The following is a 24,379-nucleotide window of genomic DNA, read 5'->3' as shown; positions in this document are numbered from 1 at the left end:
CCCCCGCGCTTCCGGGTGGTCACCTTTTTCCCCTGTAATGAATGTTCAGGCTATATGGATTCGCTGCTTTTCCTCCATTCGTTGCCACGGATCTCCCTGCTGCACACCGGATGTTGTATTGTTTCTGCATCGCCACGCCCCTGCAGGTTTACTACCTTCCTTTTTTGGATTTCGTTTTCCAGCCCCGCTCTTTTCTCTTTGCCGCGGGGATGGCGGAGGACGGAAGGCATGTTCAAATAAAGCCTGTTTGCGGCACACTGATCCCTGTGATCGGAACCGACATGCCGTCAGGGGTATTGATTCGGAAATGTTTGTTTTCCATGTCGATTCATCTTGAACGATCACTGGAAAAACGGAATGAAAACTGATCTTTTTTTGAAGAAAATGCTCATCTTCACCGTCGGGCTTTTTGTCATGGCAATGGGAGTTGCTTTATCGGTTAAAGCCGATCTGGGCGTATCACCTATTTCGTGCATTCCGTATGTCTTCAGTCAGAAGTTTCCGCTCACGTTGGGGCAATTGACCATTCTCTTCAACGCACTGCTCATGGTCCTGCAGGTCCTCCTGTTGCGCAGACGGTATCGCTTGATACAGCTGGTTCAACTGCCGATGGTCTTGGTTTTCGGACTGTTTATCGACCTGTCGCTGCATCTGGTGGCCAGCCTCAATGTTTCCTCGTACGGGATGCAGGTATTCTGGTGTTTGCTCAGTTTGGTTGTCCTGGCCTTCGGTGTATTTCTGGAGGTCAGATCAAACTTCACCTATCTCCCTGGCGAGGGGTTCATCGTGGCGATCGCCGAATCGTTTAAAAAAGAGTTCGGCAAAGTAAAGGTCGGGTGTGACAGCGCCATGGTTGTGCTCGGAATACTCTGCTCTCTTGTTTTCTTCCATCGGCTGGAAGGGATACGGGAAGGAACCATTCTGGCGGCCCTGTTCGTGGGGTTTCTAGTCAAATTCATCATCAGCAAACTACCGATGCTGGACCATTGGGTGGGCAGCGGAAGTTCGGTAAAAACAGTTGTCGCGCCCTTTCCGGCTGCAGGGAAACTGATTATTACAATCTCGCGGGAATCCGGCAGCGGCGGCCATGAAATCGGTCGGCATATCGCAACGCAGCTGGGGATTCCTTTTAACGACAAAGCCCTGATCAACCTGACCGCAGAGCGAAGCGGATTCACGGAGGAATATATTCAACAGAACGAGCAGAAACTGGCGCGTACCCTGTTGCATGAACTTTATGCCCAGAACTATGCCTACGTGAATGACAGGCTGCCTCCGGCCGATGTTCTTTTTTTAGTTCAAAGCAAAATTATCAGGGATATTTGCAGTAGGGAGTCGTGTGTCATTATAGGACGATGCGCCAATTTTATCCTGAAGGACACCCCCAACTGCTTTAGCGTCTTCATTCACGCAAACAACGAATACCGCAAATCAAAAATCATTCGCGACTATGGTACGGTTTCCGCATTGACCGACAAAGAACTCGAACATCTGGATCAGGAACGCGCGAACTATTGCCATCATTACACCGGCAAAAACTGGCGCGATGCGGCCAATTATCATCTGACCATCGACAGTTCTCGTTACGGGTCAGAGCATACGGCCCGGATGATCATTGAGGCTGCGAAAGAATTCGAACGTTGAATGCAGGAAAGCGCTTCGGTGCACGTATTGGGCTGACTGTCGTAACCGTCGGTATTGACCTCCTTTTTTCTGCTGTCTCTTCTCATCTGTCGCAGTTGGGAATTATGACAAACCTGTCATTTATCCGCGCCGTGTCCCGTCATTTTCATCGGTTTCAATATTGCGTATTGAAAGAAAAGGATCTTCCGACTTTCAACCTTAAGACTTTTGACTCAAACGGAGCGAATTATGAGCATTGAACGAATAGATGGATGCATCGGATGCGGGACGTGTGTTTCCACATGTCCAACCGATGTGCTGAGACTTAACGAGAAGACGGGCAAGGCGGAGATCCGCTATCCACAGGATTGTCAGGTCTGCTACCTCTGCCAGCAATACTGCCCGGTAGACGCAATAACCATCTCGGCGGGAAAAACCATTCCGGCCATAACCGCATGGTGATGACTGATGACTAAATGGATTTTTATGCCGCTGTTTCTCCTGTTCTTTGCGCTCGTGCCGGTTCTGCTGGCCATAGCGCAGGACGTGCCGACCCAATCGACCCTGCAGCTGACTGTGGCGCTGGCCAGTGTCGGAACGTTCGGGCTGATGCTCGGGCTGTTCTGGCTGTCGCGCCTGATGCCGGACAACACCGTGAAAATGAAATATTCCTCCTCGATGCGCTGGCACAAATATATCGGCTACGTTGCCGGACTGTTCTTCCTCGTCCATCCGTTCCTGATGATTGTGCGCCGGTTCTGGGTGCAGGAATCGCTTCCGATGGACAACCTTGTACTGATGGTCAAGTCGCCGCTGATGCTGACGGGGATCATGGCCTGGTTCTTGATGATCGTGCTCGTTGTGTTGGCCTTCTTCCGGAAAAAATTTCCGGCTAAAGTGTTCCGCTACGTGCATGGCGCGCTGTCGATCAGCTTTGTCGGGTTCGCCACCTTGCACGTCCTGAAGGTGGGGCGCCACAGCAATCAGGCCATGTCGGCTTTCTGGATTGCACTGGCAGGCGTTGCTGTTGTGTCCCTGTTGGTTTCATACATCAAACCTCTGCTCAAAAGAAATGAGGAGGCTGTTCAATGAACCCGCTTAATGCAAAATTCAAACGCCGGGGCTTCATGGGGGTCGTCGGCGGCTCCTGCGCCGTGATCACCACCGCAGTCCTGGCGCAAAAGCACGAACGGCCGCCGGAAGGCGGCCAACGCCCGCCGATGCCTCCGGGCGGTCGCGGCACCCCAGCAAAGAAGGAAAAGGCGGTTGAGGGAACCATTCGGCAGATGGCCGCCGATGTGCTGGTGGTCGGCGGCGGCATGGCCGGTGTCTTTGCGGCGGTCAAGGCGCACGATGCCGGAGCAAAGGTGCTGCTGGTCGATAAAGGCGCGGTCGGTAAATCCGGTCAGACCCCGTTCGCCCGAGCGATCTTTCGCTACGAAGAAGGTGAGGCCTGCTTGACTAAGGCGGAATATCTGAAGGGAACCGCCGAAGCGGCGGAATACATGAACAACCCAGTTTACACCCGTCTGCTGCTTGACCATTCCGCGGAACGCGTTGATGAGCTGGAGAGCTGGGGATTCTTCAAAGAAGCCAACTACGCCAAGGCTTTGAACAAGCCGCTCAAAGACCGCAACATTCCAATCGTTGAGCGCGTTGCCCTGACGAATCTGCTCAAGGACGGCGACCGGGTGGTTGGCGCCATGGGACTGTATATCGACAAAAACGAATCGCTGGTGATCCATGCCAAGAGCGTGATTCTCTGCACCGGTGCCAGCGGCTTCAAACCCTCCGGCTGGCAGATCGGTGGGCTCACGTCCGATGGCGACGCCATGGCCTATCGCGTTGGCGCGGAAATTACCGGCAAAGAGTGGGTCGATGGACATTCCAGAACGAACCCCGGACTTGGGTCGCTGGGTGATATTCTTTCCGTGGACAGCGCTCAGATCGTTGGGCAGCTCTCGATTGATGAAAATGTTGAAGTCAGCAAAAACGGTCCGTCGTCCGGAGGGATGATGGGCCCGCCCGGTGGCGGCGGTGGTCCGGGAAGATCTTCTTCGGAGAGGGGCGAGCATCGAGGTGCTCCGCCCGGCGGAGATCGTATGGCGGGTGGTCCGGGCGGCCCTCCCGGCGGTGGCGGTGGCGGCAAGAGCGGTCCTGGTGGACCTCCCGGCGGCAAAGGCGGCGGTATTATGCCTGTTTCGATGGGCGGCGCTTCCGCTGGCATGTCGCAGCACAAAGCCGAAGGTCTGTTCCCGCAGGACGACAAATGTTCATCAAACGTTCCCGGGCTCTATGCCGCGGGTGACGCGCTTGGCTCCATGCAGAATGGTGGGGTTTATACGCAGGGCGGTTCGGCTCTGGCCGGTTCGGCGGTGCAGGGCGCCATTGCCGGAAAAACGGCGGCTGAATTTTGCCAGGGCGTTTCGATGGTTAAAACACCGGGAAGCATGCTGAAAAAAATAAACACCGAAATCTATGCGCCGCTGCTCCGCGACCGCGGTTTTTCTCCGCAATGGGTCACGCAGACGTTGCAGGGCGTGATGATCCCCAACTTTATTCTCTACGTGAAAAGCGAAGAGCGGTTGCTCGCCGCGCTGAGCTATATTGAATATTTGCGCGACCACCAGGTGCCGCTGCTCAAGGCCGACGATCTGCATGAGCTGCGGCAGTGCCACGAAACCGCCAACATGATCCTCAATGCCGAGATGAAGCTGCGCGCCGCTTTGATGCGTAAGGAATCGCGCGGAAGTCACTATCGCGACGACTATCCGGAGGCGAACGACGCCGACTGGCTTTGCTGGATTAAAATCAAACAGGCCGACGACGGAAGCATGGCGTTGCTCAAGCATCCCATTGCCAAAAGCTAAAAAGGATAGGTTTCATGAATCCGCTTAACAGTAAATTTAAACGCCGGGGCTTCATGGGAGTCGTCGGCGGATCCTGCGCAGTAATCAGCACCGTAGCCTTTGGGCAACACCAGAAACAACCGTCGGATGGCGGGCGTCCGTCGATGCCGCCGGGCGGGCGCGGCGCTTCGACCAAAAAGAAAAAGGCCGCCGAAGGTAAAATCAACCAGTTGACGACCGATGTGCTCGTCGTCGGCGGCGGCATGGCCGGTGTCTTTGCGGCAGTCAAGGCCCATGACCGTGGCGCGAAAGTGCTGCTGGTTGATAAAGGTGCGGTTGGCAAATCCGGCCAGACGCCGTTTGCCCGCGGCATTTTCCGCTTCGACGAAAAAGACGGCATGGCTAAGGCTGAATATCTCAAGAAAACCGCCGAAGCGGCGGAATACATGAACAATCCGATCTACACCGAGCTGGTGCTCGATCAATCCGCAACTGTGGTTGACGAGCTTGAGTCGTGGGGGTTCTTCAAAGAAGCTACCTATGCCAAGGCCATGAATCATCCGCTCAAGGAACGGAACATTCCGGTCATCGAGCGCTGCATGCTCACGCATCTGCTCGAAGAGGGCGGCCGGGTGGCCGGCGCGGCGGGGTTGTTCATCGACCAAAACGAATCGATCGCGATCCATGCCAAGAGCGTTATTCTTTGCACCGGCGCGAGCGGCTTCAAGCCGACCGGCTGGCAGATCGGTTCGCTCACCAGCGATGGCGATGCCATGGCCTATCGCATCGGCGCGGAAATTACCGGCAAGGAATGGGTGGATGGACATGGCATGACCAATTTTGGCCTTGAAGGATTGCCTAAGACCACGGGCTCCAATACCGAGGAAATCCGTGGCATGCTCGGTGTTGAACAAAACATCGCGGTGGAGAAAAGCGGCCCCTCTTCCGGCGGCATGATGGGGCCTCCGCCTAGAGGCAGAGGCGGTTCCGGTGGTGATCGACGCGGTCCGCCTCCGGGTGGCGATAAAATGGCCGGAGGTCACGGCGGTGGCCCGGGAGGTCCTCCCGGTGGAGGTTCCGGCGGAGGCAAAGGCGGCCCCGGTGGTGGACACGGTGGCCCTCCGATGGGGACTTCGGGCGGTGGCGTATCGGCCGGCATGTCGCAGCACAAGGCCGAGGGTCTGTTTCCGCAGGATGACAAGTGCTCGTCGAACATTCCGGGTCTTTACGGCGCGGGCGATGCGCTCGGCTCGATGCAGACGGGCGGCATCTATACGCAGGTGGGCGGATCGTTGGCCGGCTCCGCGGCGCAGGGTGCGCTGGCCGGAAAGACCGCCGCCGAATATGCAAAGGGCTCCACGCTGGCGAAGGTGACGGAGGCCGCGCTCACGCAGGTCAATGCCGACATTTATGCACCGTATCTGCGCGACAGCGGCTTTTCGTCGCAGTGGGTCACGCAGACGTTGCAGGGGGTCATGATCCCCAACTTTATTCTCTACGTGAAGAGCGAGGAGCGGCTGCAGGCCGCGCTGACCTATATTGAATATCTGCGCGACCACCAGGTGCCGCTGCTCAAGGCCGACGATCTGCACGAACTGCGACTCTGCCACGAAACCGCTAACATGGTTTTGAATGCCGAAATGAAACTGCGCGCCTCGTTAATGCGAAAAGAAAGCCGCGGCAGCCACTATCGCGAGGACTATCCCGAACGCAACGACAACGACTGGCTCTGCTGGATCAAGATCCGCCAAGCCGCCAACGGCAACATGGAGCTATTAAAACATTCCATAAAAGCCGGCTGACGTATTTTCCAGCAACATTCCCCCAAACCCCTGTTCCGGATCTTGGATACATCCAAGGTCCGGAACTTTTTGTTGGGGCGGCGACTCCGCCGGTCGAAAACGATTATGACAAAAAATTCATTTTCCCCCGTGGCGAGCTGTCATTTTTCGATGGTCTGATGCTGACACGAAACTAACAAAAGGCAGGGGCAGATTAATGAGTATTAAGTTAATATCCGCGCTTACGGGCGCATTGACAGGGCGGGCGATGGCCGCCGTTGCTGTAATGGTTTTTCTGATGTCGGCAAGCTCCGGCCATGCTCAGGTGGTCATCAGCGAGTTCATGGCCAAGAACGACAAGACGCTGATCGACGGCGACGGCAACTATTCCGACTGGATCGAGCTGTACAACCTAGGCGACAGCTCCGTTAGTTTGACCGGCTGGTACCTGAGTGATGACGCCAACGACCTGACCCAGTGGGCGTTTCCGTCGAAGAGCATTGCCGCCGGCGAATTTCTGGTGGTCTTTGCCTCGGGGCAAGAAACCGCCGGCTACACGGACAGCCTCGGCTATCTGCACACCAACTTCAAACTGAGCGGCAGCGACGAGAGCGTGGTGCTGACAAAGACGGACGGAACCACTATTGCGGATTCTTTTCTGGATTATCCCGAGCAGGACGATGACGTCTCCTATGGACTGGAGCAGGATTCGGGCTATTCCTACCTGGTTGCGGAGGGCGAGGATGCCACGGCGTTCGTTGGAACCTCGGAGCCTTCGGCCTCCTGGAACACCGTTGGCTTTAGCGATTCGGGCTGGAATTCCGGACAGACCGGTGTCGGATATGACAAGGGATCAACGTACACCTCAATGATCAATCTGGATTTGGAAAGTTCTATGTTCATCGACGGCAGGCCGCCCACCATCTACAATAGTGCCTACATTCGGGTGGCGTTCACGTTGGATGACGCAACCGGCATCTCGCAGCTGGCGCTGCGGATGAAGTATGATGATGGGTTTGTCGCCTACATCAACGGCACCGAAGTGGCATCGGCCAACGCGCCGGCCTCTCCATCCTATTCTTCCTCGGCCACTGCCGAGCATGCAGGTACGGCCTATGAGGATTTCACCTTGTTGAATGCGGGGAACTATCTGCAAACCGGTGATAATGTGCTGGCCATCCATGGATTGGCTTATCCGTTTGATCCGAGAACATCCTCGGGCGAACCGGATTTCTTCATCATGCCGGTGCTGTCCGGCATTACCGTCGGGAGTATCGAGACCAACTCGGCGATGTATTTCACTACACCTACTCCCGGTGCCGACAACGTGTTCGGCGTGCTCGGCTACGTGGGCGACACAAGCTTCAGCGTGGATCGCGGTTTCTTTTCCGCGGCAACCAACGTGGAGATCAGCTGCAAGACCGAAGGCGCGGCGATCTACTACACCATCGACGGCACGGAGCCGGCCACCGACAACGGCACGCTCTATACCGGCCCCGTCGCCATCAGCAAAACCACGGTGCTGCGCGCGGCCGCCTTCCTGACGGGCTACCAGCCCAGCGATGTCGATACCCAGACCTATCTGTTCCTCGGCGACATCATTGCGCAGGGAACCAGTGTTGCTTCGCTGGATCCCTACTTCCCGTCCAGCTCGGTCAACGGACAGGGCTTTGATTACGGCATGGATACGGATGTTACACAAGATCCAGACTATTCCGGCGAGATCGAAAGTGCGCTGAAGGCGATTCCCTCCATCTCCATCGTAACCGATCCGGACAACCTGTTTGATGCCAGCAGCGGCATCTATGTAAATGCAAGTCAGGAGGGCGAGCTGTGGGAGCGGGAAACGTCGGTTGAACTGATCAACCCGGATGGAACCAAAGGATTCCAGATTAACGGCGGCATTCGCATTCGCGGGGCATCGAGTACATCGTCCAGTAATCCGAAGCACTCCTTCCGCTTTTTCTTCCGGTCGGAATACGGGACATCGCGCCTGAATTACCCTTTGTTCGGCGATGAGGGCGTGGACAGCTTTAAACGCATGGATCTGCGGACTGGGCAAAACTTTTCCTGGGCCAACCAGACCCCGCAGTATGCTACCTGGCTTTACGATATTTTCACCCGCGATTCCCTTCGCGATATGAACCAGCCCTATACCGCCGGTGAATATTACCACCTCTACATTAACGGGATGTACTGGGGCCTCTACCAGACCGAAGAGCGTTGCGAATCGAATTATGCCGAATCGTATTACGGCGATGATGACGACGATTATGATGCGGTGAAGGCCGATGCCGACTCGGGCGACATCTATGCCGTTGACGGCACACGCGATGCCTACGATTCACTTTGGGCCGGAGCGTATGGCGGTGTAAGTGCCAACGCCTCCTATTTCGCCCTTCAGGGAATGAACGCGAACGGAACGGAAAACAGCAGCTACACCAAACTGCTGGATGTGGACAACGTGATCGACTATATGCTGCTCGTTTACTTTACCGCAAACCGCGACTCACCGGTGGGCCCTCCGATGAACAGCCCAACCATGCCGCGCAACCTTACCGCCATCTATAACCGCGAAAACCCGGACGGCTTCAAGTTTGTTGCCCACGACAACGAGCACTCGCTCGAGCGGTCGGAGGGCGTGAGTCAAAACCGTTTCAACGTGAGTCTGAGCAGTTCCTTCGATGCGGTGGATCGGTTTAATCCATGGTCGCTGAACCTAAAGCTTATGGGTAATGCCGAATACAAGCTCCGTTTCGCCGACCATGTGCATGAATATTTCTTTAATGAGGGGCTGTTGACCTCTGAAGTCTGTGCAAACCGGCTGGAAGTGCGCCGGGATGAAATTTACAGTGCTGTCGTTGCGGAGTCCGCGCGCTGGGGCGATAGCACCGGCACGCTCTATACCCGCGACGGAGATTGGCTGGGCACTGTGAACTGGCTGCTCAACAGCTACTTCCGCGCCTCGCCGACTACCCGTTCCGACACCGTGCTGGCCCAGATCGTAGCGAAGGGCTGGTATCCATCCGTGGCCGCGCCCACATTCAGCCAGTATGGCGGCAGTATCGGTTCCGGCATCTCGCTTTCGATCTCCGGCAGCGGCGCCATCTACTACACCACCGACGGTTCCGACCCGCGCGCCGTCGGCGGCGCGACGGCCGGCACGGCCTACGGTTCGGCCATTGCCCTTGGTCATTCCGCGCAGGTCAAGGCGCGCGTTTTGAGCGGCGGCACCTGGAGCGCGCTCACCAAAGCTACCTTTGTGGTGGACGAGGAATCGCCCCTGCGCGTCACCGAAATCATGTACAATCCTGCCGACACGGACGCCGAGTTTATCGAACTGCTCAACACCGGAACCGAAACCGTCGGTTTGGCAGGAACAGAGTTTTCGAACGGCGTTCGCTTCGACTTCACCGAAGGCGATGTCGCGATCCTCGCTCCCGGCGAATATGCCGTGCTTGTGAACGACTACGACGCGTTCACCAACCGCTATTCCAACTGGGCGTCCATCAACATTGCCGGCGAGTATCATGGAAAATTCTTTATCCCGACCGCTGCGTTGGATAACGGCGGCGAGGACATTGCGCTGGTCGAAGGGCTCGGCAACACCATCCTCGATTTTGAGTACAGCGACTGGTACGACGCCACCGATGGCGGAGGGTTTTCGCTGACGCTGATCGATCCGTACGCCGCCACCAACACCTGGAGCGACAGCTCCTCCTGGCGGCCTAGCAAATACAGCGGCGGAACGCCCGGCGAAGGGTCGGATGGTTTCCTGAATCCGGATGATCTGCTGATCAACGAATCGCTGACCCATCAGGACGACGACACGCCCGGCGACTGGGTCGAACTCTACAACGCCTCAACCAATTCCATCGACATCAACGGATGGTTTCTCAGCGACGACGAGGACAACCTCGCGAAAGTTGAACTGAGCGGACTTTCCAGTATTGCTCCCAGCGGGTATCTGGTGCTCACCGAGCATTCCCATTTTGGCACAACCGTCGCCGGAACAAACGGCTTTGCGTTCAGCGAGCTGGGCGACGACATCTACCTCTCCTCCGGCGAAGGCGGCGAATTGACCGGCTACTGGGTTGAGGAAAGTTTTGGCGCCGCCGAGCGTGACGTCACCTTTGGCCGGCATGTGAAGAGCGACGGCGCAACCGACTTCACTGCGCAGAGCGCGCAGACTTCGGGCGCGACCAACGCCTATCCGCTGATCGGCGATGCGGTCTTTACGGAAATCATGTATCACCCGGCGGACAGCAACGGATTCGAGTTTATTGAACTCTATAACCGCGGCTCTTCGACCGTCCCGCTCTACGATGCCAGCTATCCGACCAACACCTGGAAGCTGGAAGGCGCGGTTGAATTCACCTTCCCGGAAGGGCTCGTGCTCGATCCCGGCGAAAGCGTCGTGGTTTCCGAGACCACCGCCGCCGCCTTCACCAGCTACTACTCGGTGGATGCAGGCGTCACGGTGCTGGGCCCCTACGACGGCCAGCTCAACAACGACGGCGAAGAGCTCCTGCTCAGCAAGCCCGGCGACCCGGAAACGCTGACCGGCGAGGTTCCGTACATTGTCGTCGAGCGGGTTGAATACAACGACGCCGCCCCATGGCCGACGGATGCCGACGGACTCGGCTCTTCGCTCGAACGAGCCGATGCCGCGCTCTACCCGAACGACGCCGCCAACTGGGCCGCGAACGCGAACCCCTCGCCAGGAACTGCGGCGCTGAGCGATTCCGACGCCCTGCCGGACGATTGGGAGATTGATTATTTCGGTTCCATCAACGCGGCGAACGGCGGCGAAGACGACGATTGGGACAACGACGGCGCTTCCAACTACAACGAGTGGCGCGCCGGCACCGACCCGACCAATGCGGTTTCCGTCTTTAAGTTCGAGTCATTGGAAACGGCCGAGGATTCTGTATTCACTTGGCAGAGTGCAACCGGAAAAACCTACTCGTTGTGGATCAGCACCAACTTGGTTTCCGGCGATTTCTTGCTTTCCATATCGCCTATTTCATCGACGCCGCCGTTGAACACCTACACCGTCGGAGTGGACGATGTGGAATGTACCTACTACCAACTCCGGGTGGACGATGAGTAGTCAAAGTTCAACGGCCGATTTTTCCACGGAGCTGGATCGCTTTGAGGCGAAGTACATAATTCCGCGCCGGTTGGTGGAGCCGATCAAGGGTTTCATCCAGCCCTATTGCACGATGGACAAGCACTGTGCGGCCGCCGGCGGTACGTATTTCATCAACACGCTGCAACTCGATACGCCGTCGCTCTCGCTCCATTATGCCAAGGAGAGGGAAGCGGCGCATCGGTTCAAGCTGCGGGTGCGGACCTACGGCAAACCGCCGGGTCAAGCACCGGTGTTTCTTGAAATAAAACGTAAATATTTTGAGCGCGTCATCAAGTCGCGCGCCTGTATTGCGTTCGATCAGTGGAAGCCGGGCATTCTGGAAAAGCACAGGGATGAGCTGAACCTCAAGTCCGTCACGGAGCGCGAGGCTTTTCGCGAATTTGTGCGGCTGAACCACGAGATCAACGCCAAGCCGCTCGTCTATATCCGCTATTGCCGCGAAGCTTTTACCAGCATTTTCGATCACTATGCCCGGATCACCTTCGATTCGCAACTGAGCTACCAGCCAGTATCCGATATGTACAACTGGGGTGGCAACGGCCGGTTTATTTCGATGGACAGCGGGCTGGTGCGCAACCGCCGGGAATCATCGCTCGTGCTGGAGGTGAAGTGCACCGAACAGGTGCCGACGTGGATGGTGGAGTTGGTGCAGGAATTTGATCTGGTGCGTTGCGGGAATTGCAAATATTCCACCGCGATCTGGATGGAAAATTGTTTAACCGGCAACGGGGAGGCCCCGTTTGCCGATGAGTTTATGTATGATTAAAGGAGAGGTATGAATACGGGCGGATGGAGTGATCTGATTTCTGCGGCGGGGAGTTCGCAGAGTTTAAGTTTGCAGCATGTGATTTCAGCCATGCTGCTGGCCTTTGTGTTGTGTTCAGTGATTGCGAAGCTGTATCAGGTGACTTTTCAGTCGCTTTCTTATTCGCGGTCGTTTGTGCATACCTTGATTCTCGGCGGCATGATCACGTGCATGGTGATGATGTCGATGGGGGACAGCTTGGCCCGAGGAATCGGTGTGCTGGGAGCGCTGTCGTTGATTCGTTTCCGAACGGTGGTCCGGGATCCGCGTGACATGATGTTTCTGTTTGCGGCGCTCGGGCTGGGTATCGCCTGCGGGGCGGGCATGTTCGCCGTGGCCGTAACCGGCTGCTTTCTTCTGAGTTCGGTCATTGCACTGCTGCACTGGGCACCGTTCGCCACCCGTCGGCGCTACGAAGCCATGCTGCGCTTCCTGGTTGAAACAAACGATGACAAGGCCCGTTTGGAAGTGAACGGAATTCTGGATGAATGCTGCAGTGCCTACACACTGCTCGCCATGCGCGAGGCCGTGCAGGGCAATCTGCTGGAATATTCCTATCAGGTTCGATTGATTGACCCATCCTATCAGGTTGATCTCGTGAAGAAGCTCGAGGCCGCGGATTCCATTGCCGAGGTAAATCTGGTGATGCAGCGTACCACCGTTGAACTTTAAAGGAGGGAGTGAATAATGACTGATAAAACATTCAAACGTCCCGCCCTTCGCCAGCGTCGCCGGAATTTAATCCGCCAACTATTCAGTGGATGGCCTTGGGTGGTCTGGTTGGCGGCCGCGGTTGCGGTGCTCGTTCTACTGCCCGGCGGCATGCACCGCATCCGCTTCTACGGGGTGGCCGAGCGCACCTACGAATATGTTTCGCCATTGGAAAACGGCCGCCTTAAATCTCTCACGGTGAATCTGGGTGATCCGGTACACGCCGGACAGCTGATTGGCGAGCTGGATAATGAAACGCTGGCTTCTGAGCTGCTGATGGATCAGGCCTCGCTGATGAAGACCCGCGATAAGGTGCAGTCGATCCGATGTGATATTGAGGGCCTGCGTCTGGAGCAGGCCCGCACAGAGGCCGAGCTGAAGGCTCTGGAAGGGCAGTGGAAGCGTACGGAAGAACTGCGGGCGAAAAACCTCATCCTTGAGCAGGATGTGAAGGATGTTCGTCCGCAGATCGAATCAATTAAGGATATACTGGCGCATTATCCAACGCTGATTGCCCAGCTCGAACAACGGTTGAAGCTGATTGAACAGGATGTTGCGCTTTACAATGGAAAAGAACTGAAAACGCTTCAGGCTGCGCAGTGCCGTCTGGAAGTCCGCACGGCGGGCGTGGTGGCGGAAGTGCTGCATCAACCGGGTGATGTGGTGGAAACCGGCGATCCGGTGATTCGTATCAGTAATGTGTCAACCGCACGAATCATTGCTTTCATGCCCGAGGAAAAGCGTATGGATATTGCAGAAGGCGAACGGTGCAAGGTCATTGCTTCTGCCAGTCGCAAGATCTATTGCGGCATGGTCAGAACCGTAACCGCGGACATTCGAAAGCTTCCGGTTTTTACCGGTTTCGGCGATCAAATTCTCCGGGGCCGACGGATCGTGATTGAACTTGAGCCCGGCATGGAGCTGGTGCCTGGCGAGCAGGTGGTTGTGGTGCCGGATGTTTCGGTTTTGGATCAATGGCTTGGGAAACGATAATGCGCACAATACTCTTTTTTCTTTTGATATTCGCTTCAGGGGTGATGCTGCCGGCTTCTGCTGCGGAGCTGGATTTGGACAAAGTCATGAAGCAGGGCGATCTGCATGCGAGCATTATCCAACGCTCAGAAAGCGTGCTGCTTGAAGAAAGCATTGCGCTGGAGCAGGCGCGGGCGCAGGCGCAGAGCCGTTCGGAATATGGCCTCGAGCTCCGTCCCCGGGTTTCGGACGATGATGTCGGAGCTGCGCTGAGGATCTATCTGCCGTCCCGTTGGAGCCGGTCGAAGCTCCGGGAGCAACTGGCTTTGGTGGCGGAAGAAGAGCAGCTGCGGGTGGCTCTGCTGGAGTGGCAGGAAATTGTTGAGGTCTATCGTCTCTTCTGTGAATACCGCATGCTCAACCGTCAGTTCGAATTGTATGTAAACGAGCTGGCCCTGCTGGAACCTTATTTAGAGAAAGCCGATGTTGAGGTTGAGCTGAACCAATTGTTGGTTGTTGACCGGGCCAAGCTGTACAGCTTGTATCTGGATCTGGTGAACAATCAGGAAAAGGTGAAAAGTACGCGGCTCGGGGTTGAACAGAAACTGTATCTTCTGATCGGTCCCAATACAGACCTTTCAAAAATGGCGGAAACCGCTGTGGTTGAAATGCCTTCGCAGATGCAGTTTGAAACCATGCTTCAACAGGCCTTGGAAAACCGTCCGGATTATAAAAGCTTTGATGTGCATGCCCGCTCCATTGCCGCGGCGGAAGCCGTTGCCCGCCAGGAAGACGGGTTTCGTTTGAAATATATCCAGCCGGATGTGCAGGTCGATCATAACAACGGCGAGACCACCTTCGGGCTGTCCGCTTCCTTTGTGCTGCCATGGGGCACCCACAATCCGGATATTGCGGTGTACCAGAGGCAACAGGCCCTTTCTCAGTCCACCATGGAGTTTCAGCGACGGGTAATCAGTAATCGGCTTCGCGTATTGCTTAAAACCTCAAAAGCCTACTATGCACAGGCCGGAGATCGGAACTGTCGAATCAACCCCCTGCTTGAACAGCTTGGGGAAGACCTCGGTCAGATGGAGACCGGACGGCTGGAGGATCTTCGCGATCTGATGCTGGTGCGCGAACGCATGCTGGATGTATCGCTGCAGTCCGCTCGGGCGCTTTGCATCAAAGAGCAGATTGCCGTGGATATCGCGAAAGAGCTGGGGATGTTCTCGAACTAAATCAGGCTGTTTCAATCTGTATATAGTTAACGCTTGAATCATTAAGCGCGGTGATAAACATCCGTATAGCTCGTTCCGGTTCCAGACCTTGCAGTATTTCAAAGTCTGGAATTTTCTAATTTCCAGAGATGGGCCAATGAACATGACAGATGATTCATTTTTCCCCGTGCCTGCCTGTCATCTTTTCCTGTTCCAATGCTTTTATGACAACAGGACAAACCAACAGGAGGCATAAAATGAAAACGCTCATTGTACTGTTCAGCTGCATCACCCTCGTCGCGCAGGCGGCCGAAGAATTCCGTGAATTCACCGCCCGAGATGGACGGACGCTCAAGGCGAAGGTAATTACCTACGATGCCGGCTCGGGAAAAGTGAAAATCGAGCGGGAAGACGGACAACGAATCAGCGTTCAGCGCAATGCCTTTCAGCCGGACGATCAGGCGTACATCCGGCAGTGGACCCCGTGCGGCCTGTTCCTTGACGCTTCAAAGCTAACCGTGCTTCCTCGGTGCACCACGGTGAAGAAGTGGCGGCGCAAGCATGAAGGCACCCAGATGGGGGGCGGTCAACAAGGGGGGAGTCAAGGCGGTCCGGGTGGCGGTCGGCAAGGAGGGGGGCAAGGCGGTCCCGGCGGCGGAGATGAAGGCAGTATGGGGGGAGGCTCCAGCGTGCTGGCCACCGACAAGAACACGAAATATCGCTACGACCTGACTCTGGTCAATCGATCCGGCATTCCTTTAGGGGGGATGAAGGCGGAATACAGGATTTTCTACATGCAGGAACGGCCGGTCAGGGAGGAGGTTCCCTTTGCGGGTGAATCCAATGCGCGGCAGGGGCAGTCGGGCGGCATGCAGCAAGGAACTTTTGTGGCGCAGCCCGAAGCCCAAGTGAAGCGGGGGGTGCTTGAGATCGGGCAGTTGGATGCCGGTGACCGCGTCAAGCTTAGCACGACCGATTTCGTCATTCTGGAGCGTAATGCGGGCAGGCAAGCGCAGGGGACGATGATTGATCTCGAAGCAACAGTGAACGGGATCTGGATTAAGGTATTTATGAAAGCGCCTGATGGCAGTCTGGTTGAACGCGATATAGCCCTGCCGAAACGAATTATGAAGGACTACCGCTGGGATTCATGAATGACGGAATTAATGACAGCAAATTCATGATTCAACAGAAGATGCTGTCATCTTTCTCTGTTCAAATGATTGGCGTCCTACCGGAAAAGAGATCGCTCAATGAGAGCCGCCGATCAAAAAAAGCGCTAGCAGGAATTTAGAAAATAGAAACGACCGATAGGCAGGAGATATAAAAAAATGGAAAAACTCATCGTATTGTTTACATGCATCACCCTGGCCGTGCAGGCGGCTGACGAATTCCGGGAATTCACCGCCAATGACGGACGCACGCTCAACGCCAAGGTGCTATCCTACGACAGCAAAATGGACACGGTTGAAATTCAGCGGGACGACCTCCAGGTCATTCGGGTGAAAAGCGCCGCGTTTTCGGAAGCAGATCAAGTCTATGTCAAGCAATGGGCGCCGTGCAGCCTCTTTATGTCTCCGGAAAAATTCGCAATCATTCCGCGGCGCACTGTCGTGAAAAAAGGGCAGAGCACTGAACGCAGAAGCGAAGTGAGCACGTTCGGTTCCGTTTCTGAATACCAATACGAGATTTCCATTTGCAACCGGACAGGACTGCCCATGGAAAACCTGACTATGAACTATCTTATCTACTATGCCTACGACCTCCCTGCTGCGGGCGAGAATGTCTATCCGCAGGAGAGCCATAAATGGACGGATCAGAACGGCCTCCAAGAGGAATGGGCGCTCGTCACGGCACCCAATATAAAGATCGTTAAAGGAACGATTCCGGTCGGCGGCTTGGAAGCGGGCGGGTGGAAAAATTTTACCACCGACCGCGTTGCCGTTCTTGAACAGCACGCCGAGGCGGGCTCCGCCGGAAGCAGCAGCGGCATTCTCGTCACGATTTCCATGGCCACTCCGGACGGCGGCCGCATGGAACGCAGTATTTCGCTGCCCAAAAATATGGAGCAGGATTCTTTGCAGGATATGACCGGCGCAAGCCGGACCGCCGTAAAGCGCTCTATACCCCGCAGCTGGAATTCGTAGCGCTGCAGGAAACGGTTTTCTTTCGTGTGCTGGTGAACAATAAACGGATCATTAAATTACCCTTAAGGAGAAACGGAGATGATGAAGCGATTGGGACTTTTGTTGTTGCTCGCTGCGAGCATGGGTTGCAAAGGCCCGGGCGGTCCGCCCGGAGGCGGTGGTGGCCGGGGCAAAGCCTCCGGTGCCGATTTCGTGAAGCGGCTCGACAAGAATGGCGACGGCAAGGTGTCGCAGAAAGAATTTGACGGGCCATCGAAACACTTTACCGAGTCCGATAAAGACGGCGATGGATTTATTTCCGAGGAAGAGGCTCCAACCGGTCCGCCTCTCGGCGGTGGCCGCCGATAGTTTTCTATTCCCCCAAACTCCTTCCAGTCGCGCGATGCGCCTCTGGGGGGAGTTCCTTAACAAGGCGAATGCAATGAATGAAAACCAAATCACTGTCATCCCATAGATTTTAAATAAAAAGGCTGGCTTGTGAGCTCTAAATCCTCCACTCGGAGGGTATGAAAAAACAGAGACAAAAACACAAACCAGCCGGACATAGGTATACAACCTTGAAGCAATTGTGCAATCTGATTCCCGGACACATGGTCACGAACCTTGCGAAGAAGCATGGCGTCGATGCCCGAAGCCGGACGTACACGCCATGGAGCCATGTGGTTTCGCTGCTTTATGCCCACTTTGCTCATGCGCTCGGGCTTAACGATGTATGCGACGCGCTCCAGATGAATGCGGCGGCGCTCTCCACCATCCGCGGTGCGGTTCCACCGTCCCGCAACAACCTGAGCCATGCGAATCAAGTGCGCGACGCGAACATGGCCGAAGAGCTTTATTGGAGCATGATGAAGCATCTGATGGACACGGTGCCTGGTTTTGCGAAGGGAAAGGTGCGTAGTGGATACCTCCGTCGCTTCAGCAAGGCGATCCATGCGCTCGATTCGACCACGATACAGCTGGTGGCCAATAGCATGGACTGGGCAAAGCACCGCCGCCGCAAGGCCGCCGCGAAGTGCCACATGCGTCTGGACCTGCAAAGCTTCCTTCCACGATGTGCCATTGTCGACACTGCAAAACACCATGACAGCCGCAAGACCTTGAGCTTGTGTGCCGACCTTGAAGCCGGAGAAATCGTTGTATTCGACAAGGCTTATATCAAATTCAAGCATCTCTTTGAGCTAACGGAGCGCGGCATTAATTGGGCGGGTCGAGCGAAAGACAACATGCAGTACACGGTGATGCGCTCCCTCGAAACGACTAAAAACAAGCGCATCCTTCGCGACGAAGTCATCGAGCTGATGCTCGAAAAATCGAAGAAGGCCTACCCGTGCGAGTTGCGCCGCGTTGTAGCCCTCGTGGAGATCAACGGCAAGGATGTCGAAATGGTCTTCCTGACCAACCATCTGGAGTGGAGCGCGTGGACGGTCGCGGAGCTCTACCGCTGCCGGTGGGATATCGAGGTGTTCTTTAAGGAAATCAAACAGACGCTCCAGCTCTCCGACTTTCTCGGCTACAGCGCTAATGCCGTACGCTGGCAGGTATGGACCGGGCTGCTCGTCCATCTGCTGATGCGCTGTCTCAAATTCATGCACGGATGGGATCACAGCTTCAAGCGCCTGTTCACCGTCGTAAGGGTCTCGCTTTGGCGTCGCTGGAACCTGCCCGCCTTGCTGGAATCCTATGGGACAGCCAAACCACCCGGTCGCATCCGAGGAGCACCGGAACAGGCGTATCTGCCGGGGTTCATCTAAATGCTGTGGGACAGCCAACTGTTTAAAACGGGGAATCATCATTACTCTTCAACAAAAAATCGGAATCGACTAAATAAACTAAACATCAGAAACCTTAACAAAAACGGGAGCTGACACTCCGTTAGCGTCCTCTATGGGATGACAGTGAAACCAAATAGATCTCGCGCCGCCGACAATACGAGACTTGTGGTTGGCCTCTCTCGATGCTGAGAGAGACGGGCATATTTTCGAGGCGTTAAAGATCCATGAACAGGTTATGATGGAAAGCGATCCATCTTCTTCGGATTTCTTCCGATTGGCTTGGCTTCATTTTTTGGAAGGAAGACGTTCCGTCGCATCGCAGTTTTACAACCGGGCAATGGATCTATTTGCCACAGAAACCGAGACGGCGAAGCTGCGGCCGCGGAAAGGGAGGCCAAGGCACGCGCCCGGCGTCCGTCGCCGGTTGGTGGGTTTGTTGAAAACCGATTCGTCTGGGGCTAGTTGAAAAACCCCCATCCCCCATGAAATATACGCGAGTCAGCTAAAGCCAGTTGTTTGTTTGCAATAAACAGATGATTTTTTTGTTAGATATCGATCAACTGGAGGCAAGCGATGATGAAGAGCGGCCATCCGGCCGCTTCCCGCATTCCAGTTGAGCAGCGCTAGCCATTCGCCGTCGTATTCGACCACATAGCGGAGCTGTTCGCCCACGAGTTGCGCACTCTTGAGGCAGTGCTGTTTATCGATCAACTGCTCATCGCAGCCATGCTCATCCCTGCGGATGAGGCGAATCGTCAGGCCATCAAGGATCTGTTGTTCGCGTGGATTCGGCATTTGAATGTTCTGTTTCATGCCGGAAGTAAAAAGAAATGCCGCGGGAATGTGCCTCAAAAAATCCCTTTCCTTTTATTCGCAGAGTTTTAACTGGCCGGGCGCATCAGTCATGTAGCCCGACGCGGTCAATTTATTCGTGAAAGCCGACCTTGGCGATGTGTGGCAGTTCGCGGTAGAGGTTGTCGTAGTCGAGCCCGTAGCCCACCACAAAGTGGTCGTTGATGGCGAAGCCGGCATAGTCGGCCTCAAATTCAACCGAGCGGTGCGCTTTTTTATCGAGCAGCACGCAGGAATGGACGGATTTGGCGCCGCGTTCGAGCATGATCTTTTTGGTGAAGGCCAGCGTGCGCCCAGTGTCGAGGATGTCGTCGACGAGCAGCACTTCGGCGCCGGAGAGGTCATCGCGCAGGTCGTGGATGATGTCGACGGTGCCGGAAGAGATGGTGCCGGAGCCATAGCTCGACAGCGTCAGGAAATCGATCCGCGGATGCACGTTGTGGCGGTGGAAGCTCCGCATCAGATCCGCCAAAAACATGAAGCTTCCTTTCAGAATGCCGACTACGAGCAATCGCTCCGGTTTAAGGTCGCTGATGATCTCATCCACCAGCGAATCAACGCGCTGCGCAATTTCAGATTTATCGATCAGGATTTCTTTTACATCGTGCGCTCTCATGGGGTAGCCTCTACGTTCTGTTGAAAGTAGAATAATTAGATGCCCGAAGAAATGATTTTGAGAAGAATAGTTGCGTGACGATTGATCCGTGAGTCGTGAAATAAAGAATCACGGCTCACGTTTCACGCCTCACGTCAAATCGGAGATTTGAAGCATGAAAGTACGTACACGTTTTGCACCGAGCCCGACGGGCAATGTTCATATTGGCAATATGCGCGCCGCCATCTACAACTGGCTGTTTGCCCGCCACATGGGCGGCGAATTCCTGCTGCGCGTCGAAGACACCGACCGCGAGCGCTCGACGCCCGAGGCGATCCAGACGCTGCTCGAAGCCATGGACTGGTTGAAGCTCGATATTGACGGCGAACCGCTCTACCAGAGCACCCGCATGGAGGCGCACCTCGAAGCCGCGGAAACGCTCCTCTCGAAAGGCTTGGCCTATAAAGAGGACAAGGGCGGCACCGGCCAGGGCGAATGCGTCATCTTCAGAATGCCGGGCACCGACAGCGCGTACGTCGACGGCATCAAGGGCCCGCTTAAAAAAGCGGCCGAAAACATGCAGGATTTTGTGATCGTCCGCTCCAACGGCACCCCGGTGTTTCATCTGGCCAATGTGCTCGACGATATCGAGCAGGGCGTAACCCACGTCATCCGAGGCGATGACCATGTGGAAAACACCTTCCGCCACATTGCGCTCTATCAGGCGCTGGACGCCGACGTGCCGAATTTTGCGCATCTTCCCATGATTGTAAACGCGCAGGGCAAGCCCTATTCCAAGCGCGACGGCGACGCCTTTGTGGGCGACTTCCGCGAGAAGGGCTTCCTCGGCGACGCGCTCTTCAACTATCTTGCACTCCTCGGCTGGTCGCCGGGCGACGACCGCGAAGTGATGACCCGCGAAGAAATGATTGAAGCCTTTGAGCTGGCCCGCTGCCAGTCGTCGGCCGCGCAGGTGGATCTGCGGAAGCTGACCTGGATGAACGGCGAATACATGCTCAAACTGCCGGAGGCGGAATTTGAGGCCATGTGTTTCGAGGCTGTGGCGAAAGCCGGCATCGAAGCCGATGCCGATTATGCCAAGCAGGTTTTTGGGCTGGTGCGCGAGCGGGTTAAAACCGTGGCCGACATTGTGCCCATGGTTGGATATTTCTTTACCGACGAGTTTGACTATGACGAAAAGGCCGTCCGCAAAAAACTGCAGAAGGACGGCGTGGCGGATGTCCTTGCGCAGGTGAAGGCGATTTTCCAAGAACTGGAAACCTTCGACGAAGCGAGCACCGACAAAGCGCTGCATGACTTTGTTGAAACGTCCGGCCTGGGTTTTGGCGCCGTGATGGCGCCGGCGCGCCTCGCCGTCACCGGCATCCAGTCCGGCCCTGACCTGTTCCCGATGCTGGCCGTGCTGGGGCGTGAGCGGGTACTTGCAAGAATAGATCGCACTGTGCGTCTGTTTTTGTCATAAACGCAGCGTTTGCGATATGGATTCTCGCAGACATTTAAAAAATGGAACTGCTCCTCACAATCTGTTCAGCATCGCCCTTGTCCGGTTCGGACCTTTGGTGGCCGTTGTTGATGGCGTTTCAGCTGGTGGTCGTGCTGCTGATGGCCGGCGTGCTGGTTTGGAACCGCAAGTTGCGGATTCTCATGAAGGAGCGTGTCGCGAGCATGGACCGTGCTCGCGAACAAGGGGAACAGTTGCGTATTGCCGTCGAAAAAAGCGAAGTGCAAATGAAGGGCATTCTTTCCGCCGTGCCGGTCGGCATCGGCATGGTGCGCAACCGTCGTTTCGAGTGGGTCAACTGTCCAATGCTCGACCTCACGGGCTATGCCGAAGAAGAGCTGGTGGGGCAGAATACCTGCTTTATTTATCCTGACGATGCCGAATATGCCCGGATAGGCAAAGTTGCGTATGCCGCGTTGCGCGAAAGCGGGGAAACGTCGGTCGCTACGCGCTGGAAACACAAGGACGGGCGCATTCTCGACATACTGCTCGGCTTGAGTGCACTCGATTCAGCCGAACCTGCCGAGGGGGTTATTTTTTCCGCCATGAACGTCACCTCGCGCCGTCAGTCGGAGCAGGCCCGCGAAGAGCTGTTGCGCACGCGCGAGGCCAACATCGCCATGCTCGTCAGCATGAACGAAGACACCGAAGAAGCCCGTGCGCAGCTTGCTGAAGCCAATGCGCAGATAACGGCCTCCATGGAGCGCGCCAACCAACTCGCCGTCGAAGCCCAGTCGGCCAACATTGCCAAAAGTGAATTTCTCGCCAACATGAGCCACGAGATCCGTACGCCCATGAACGGCATCATCGGCGTGACGAATCTGCTGCTGGACTCGGATCTTAGCCCCGACCAGCAAGACCTCGCGCAGACGGTCCGGCGCAGCGGCAAGGCGCTGCTTTCGGTGGTGAACGACATTCTTGATTTTTCAAAAATTGAAGCGGGCCACCTCGATATTGAGATTCTGGACTTTGACCTTAAGAACGTGATCGAAGACCTGTATGCAATCCTTTCTCTCCAGGCCCACCGCAAAGGCATCAATCTGCTGGTGCATGTCGATTCCGAAGTGCCCGCCCAACTGAGCGGCGACGTGGGGCGCCTGCGGCAGATCCTGACAAACCTGGCCGGCAATGCGATCAAGTTTACCGAAAAGGGCGAAGTGGTGTTGAGCGTTTCATTGGCCGATAAACACAAGGGCCATGTGCACTTGCGGTTCGAGGTGCGCGATTCTGGAATTGGCATTGAGAAGGAGCACCTGCCTCACATCTTCAACGCCTTCGAACAGCTCGATGCTTCCACGTCCCGTAAATATGGAGGCAGCGGGCTGGGGTTGACCATCTGCAAGCAGCTGGTTGAAATGATGGACGGCGAGATCGGCGCTGAAAGCTCCGTCGGGGAAGGATCTGTGTTTTGGTTCGAGATCCCGATCGATCTGCAGAAATGCAAAGGTGGCCAGATTGCATTCGACTTTGCTAAAACCGATGCGCGCAACCATAGCGACGACGATGCCAATGCCACCTCCAACACGCTGGTGTCGGCGCGTGAACGCATGAAAGTTCTTGGTCGTTCGGTTCTCGTGCTGGTGGTGGAGGACAATCTGGTCAATCAAACCGTTGCCTTGCGCACGCTCAAGAAGATGGGTTGTTCCGTCGATTCCGCCCACGATGGCGACGAAGCGCTTCAAAAACTAGCAGAAGGTCGCTACGATCTGGTTCTGATGGATGTGCAGATGCCCAAGAAGGATGGACTGGAAACCACCTTGGCCATCCGTGACAAGGAAACCAAAGAAAACCTGCCCCGCCTGCCGATCATCGCTATGACGGCGCACGCCCTTAACGGCGACCGCGAACGTTGCCTAGCCGGAGGCATGGACGCCTACATCACCAAGCCCATCAACGTTGCCGAGCTCTCCGATACACTTTTCAAATGGTTGGAAAAAGACGGCTAGGGCCGGTTTTGGCAGCGGCCGGCGGGAATCTCCAGACGCTTCATTATGAAATCCTTGAATTCCTGCGGGTAGGGCTGCAGATCCATCGCTTTTCTCATGCAGAGCAGCCAGGCTTCTTTTTCGGTGGTTCCGATGGCTAGGTGCGCATGCGCCGGGGTGAGCTGGATCGGGCCGTACTTTTCTTCATACAGCTCTGGGCCGTTCATATAGCCGCAAAGAAAGCGCGCCAGCTTTTCGCGCGACTCCGTTAGATCCGTCGGGTGCATGTGCAGGATCCGCCGGGCTTCCGGAAGCGTTGTCATCTGGTCATAAAAATCGTTCGCCAGCTTCGTAATTCCCTCAACGCCGCCGGCGAGCTGGAACTGGTTGTCACCTGTGCGATAGGATTCGTAAAGCGTTTCTAAATCATGGGACATAATAAACCTCACTAAA

General features: G+C 55.8%; 19 protein-coding genes. 16 read left to right on the top strand and 3 right to left on the bottom strand.

The features are described 5' to 3' along the window. The first annotated feature begins 357 nt into the window (after positions 1 to 357). The 14 genes from SCARR_RS11680 (at position 358) to SCARR_RS11615 (ending at position 19,011) form a co-directional block, all read left to right on the top strand. Entirely contained in the window at positions 358 to 1,644 is a 1,287-nt protein-coding gene (locus tag SCARR_RS11680) for a cytidylate kinase family protein (protein ID WP_136061754.1), read from the top strand. 228 nt (positions 1,645 to 1,872) lie between these two features. After that, positions 1,873 to 2,085 (top strand): 4Fe-4S dicluster domain-containing protein, encoded by a 213-nt coding sequence (locus SCARR_RS11675; RefSeq protein WP_136061753.1) that lies wholly within the window; start codon positions 1,873 to 1,875, stop codon positions 2,083 to 2,085. A gap of 6 nt (positions 2,086 to 2,091) precedes the next feature. Continuing rightward, the gene (locus SCARR_RS11670; protein ID WP_136061752.1) at positions 2,092 to 2,715 is read left to right on the top strand and encodes a ferric reductase-like transmembrane domain-containing protein; all 624 of its coding nucleotides are present in this window, start codon (positions 2,092 to 2,094) and stop codon (positions 2,713 to 2,715) included. Further along, entirely contained in the window at positions 2,712 to 4,493 is a 1,782-nt protein-coding gene (locus tag SCARR_RS29070) for an FAD-dependent oxidoreductase (protein ID WP_136061751.1), read from the top strand. The genes SCARR_RS11670 and SCARR_RS29070 overlap by 4 nt, the downstream gene beginning before the upstream one ends. Positions 4,494 to 4,507: 14 nt before the next feature. Continuing rightward, on the top strand, positions 4,508 to 6,274 hold the full coding sequence (locus tag SCARR_RS11660) for an FAD-dependent oxidoreductase (RefSeq protein ID WP_136061750.1): 1,767 nt from the start codon (positions 4,508 to 4,510) through the stop codon (positions 6,272 to 6,274). Between the two features lie 196 nt (positions 6,275 to 6,470). After that, positions 6,471 to 11,366 carry a lamin tail domain-containing protein gene (locus SCARR_RS11655; protein WP_136061749.1) on the top strand — a complete coding sequence of 1,632 codons (4,896 nt, stop codon included), beginning with the start codon at positions 6,471 to 6,473 and terminating at the stop codon, positions 11,364 to 11,366. Then, entirely contained in the window at positions 11,359 to 12,174 is an 816-nt protein-coding gene (locus SCARR_RS11650; RefSeq protein WP_168433252.1) for a polyphosphate polymerase domain-containing protein, read from the top strand. The genes SCARR_RS11655 and SCARR_RS11650 overlap by 8 nt, the downstream gene beginning before the upstream one ends. 9 nt (positions 12,175 to 12,183) lie before the next feature. Beyond that, positions 12,184 to 12,885 (top strand): DUF4956 domain-containing protein, encoded by a 702-nt coding sequence (locus SCARR_RS11645; protein ID WP_136061747.1) that lies wholly within the window; start codon positions 12,184 to 12,186, stop codon positions 12,883 to 12,885. Positions 12,886 to 12,900: 15 nt separating this feature from the next. Then, the gene (locus SCARR_RS11640) at positions 12,901 to 13,917 is read left to right on the top strand and encodes an HlyD family secretion protein (RefSeq protein ID WP_136061746.1); all 1,017 of its coding nucleotides are present in this window, start codon (positions 12,901 to 12,903) and stop codon (positions 13,915 to 13,917) included. Continuing rightward, positions 13,917 to 15,134 (top strand): TolC family protein, encoded by a 1,218-nt coding sequence (locus SCARR_RS11635; protein ID WP_136061745.1) that lies wholly within the window; start codon positions 13,917 to 13,919, stop codon positions 15,132 to 15,134. The genes SCARR_RS11640 and SCARR_RS11635 overlap by 1 nt, the downstream gene beginning before the upstream one ends. A gap of 236 nt (positions 15,135 to 15,370) precedes the next feature. After that, positions 15,371 to 16,267 carry a hypothetical protein gene (locus tag SCARR_RS28490; RefSeq protein ID WP_187356366.1) on the top strand — a complete coding sequence of 299 codons (897 nt, stop codon included), beginning with the start codon at positions 15,371 to 15,373 and terminating at the stop codon, positions 16,265 to 16,267. A gap of 177 nt (positions 16,268 to 16,444) precedes the next feature. Next, positions 16,445 to 17,260 (top strand): hypothetical protein, encoded by an 816-nt coding sequence (locus tag SCARR_RS11625; protein WP_136061744.1) that lies wholly within the window; start codon positions 16,445 to 16,447, stop codon positions 17,258 to 17,260. Between the two features lie 78 nt (positions 17,261 to 17,338). Continuing rightward, positions 17,339 to 17,608, top strand: a complete 270-nt coding sequence (locus SCARR_RS11620) for an EF-hand domain-containing protein (protein WP_136062167.1) — start codon at positions 17,339 to 17,341, stop codon at positions 17,606 to 17,608. A 158-nt stretch (positions 17,609 to 17,766) separates the two neighbouring features. Continuing rightward, entirely contained in the window at positions 17,767 to 19,011 is a 1,245-nt protein-coding gene (locus SCARR_RS11615) for an IS4 family transposase (protein WP_136060137.1), read from the top strand. Between the two features lie 519 nt (positions 19,012 to 19,530). On the opposite strand, the gene SCARR_RS11610 is transcribed toward SCARR_RS11615, so the two are convergent. Next, a complete protein-coding gene (locus SCARR_RS11610; RefSeq protein WP_136061743.1) occupies positions 19,531 to 19,845 on the bottom strand; it encodes a hypothetical protein in 315 nt (104 codons plus the stop codon). A 112-nt stretch (positions 19,846 to 19,957) separates the two neighbouring features. Continuing rightward, positions 19,958 to 20,500 (bottom strand): hypoxanthine phosphoribosyltransferase, encoded by a 543-nt coding sequence (gene hpt, locus SCARR_RS11605; RefSeq protein WP_136061742.1) that lies wholly within the window; start codon positions 20,498 to 20,500, stop codon positions 19,958 to 19,960. 154 nt (positions 20,501 to 20,654) lie between these two features. Here hpt and gltX point away from each other — a divergent pair, with 154 nt between their 5' ends. After that, a complete protein-coding gene (gene gltX, locus SCARR_RS11600; protein ID WP_136061741.1) occupies positions 20,655 to 21,962 on the top strand; it encodes a glutamate--tRNA ligase in 1,308 nt (435 codons plus the stop codon). Between the two features lie 110 nt (positions 21,963 to 22,072). Then, a complete protein-coding gene (locus SCARR_RS11595; RefSeq protein ID WP_168433251.1) occupies positions 22,073 to 23,947 on the top strand; it encodes an ATP-binding protein in 1,875 nt (624 codons plus the stop codon). Here the strand turns inward: SCARR_RS11595 and SCARR_RS11590 are convergent. Next, positions 23,944 to 24,363, bottom strand: a complete 420-nt coding sequence (locus SCARR_RS11590; protein WP_136061739.1) for a group II truncated hemoglobin — start codon at positions 24,361 to 24,363, stop codon at positions 23,944 to 23,946. The genes SCARR_RS11595 and SCARR_RS11590 overlap by 4 nt on opposite strands. Between the last annotated feature and the right edge of the window lie 16 nt (positions 24,364 to 24,379).

This window comes from Pontiella sulfatireligans (assembly GCF_900890705.1).
In the GTDB taxonomy this organism is placed as follows: domain Bacteria; phylum Verrucomicrobiota; class Kiritimatiellia; order Kiritimatiellales; family Pontiellaceae; genus Pontiella; species Pontiella sulfatireligans.
This window is presented reverse-complemented; position numbering and strand designations above follow the sequence as displayed.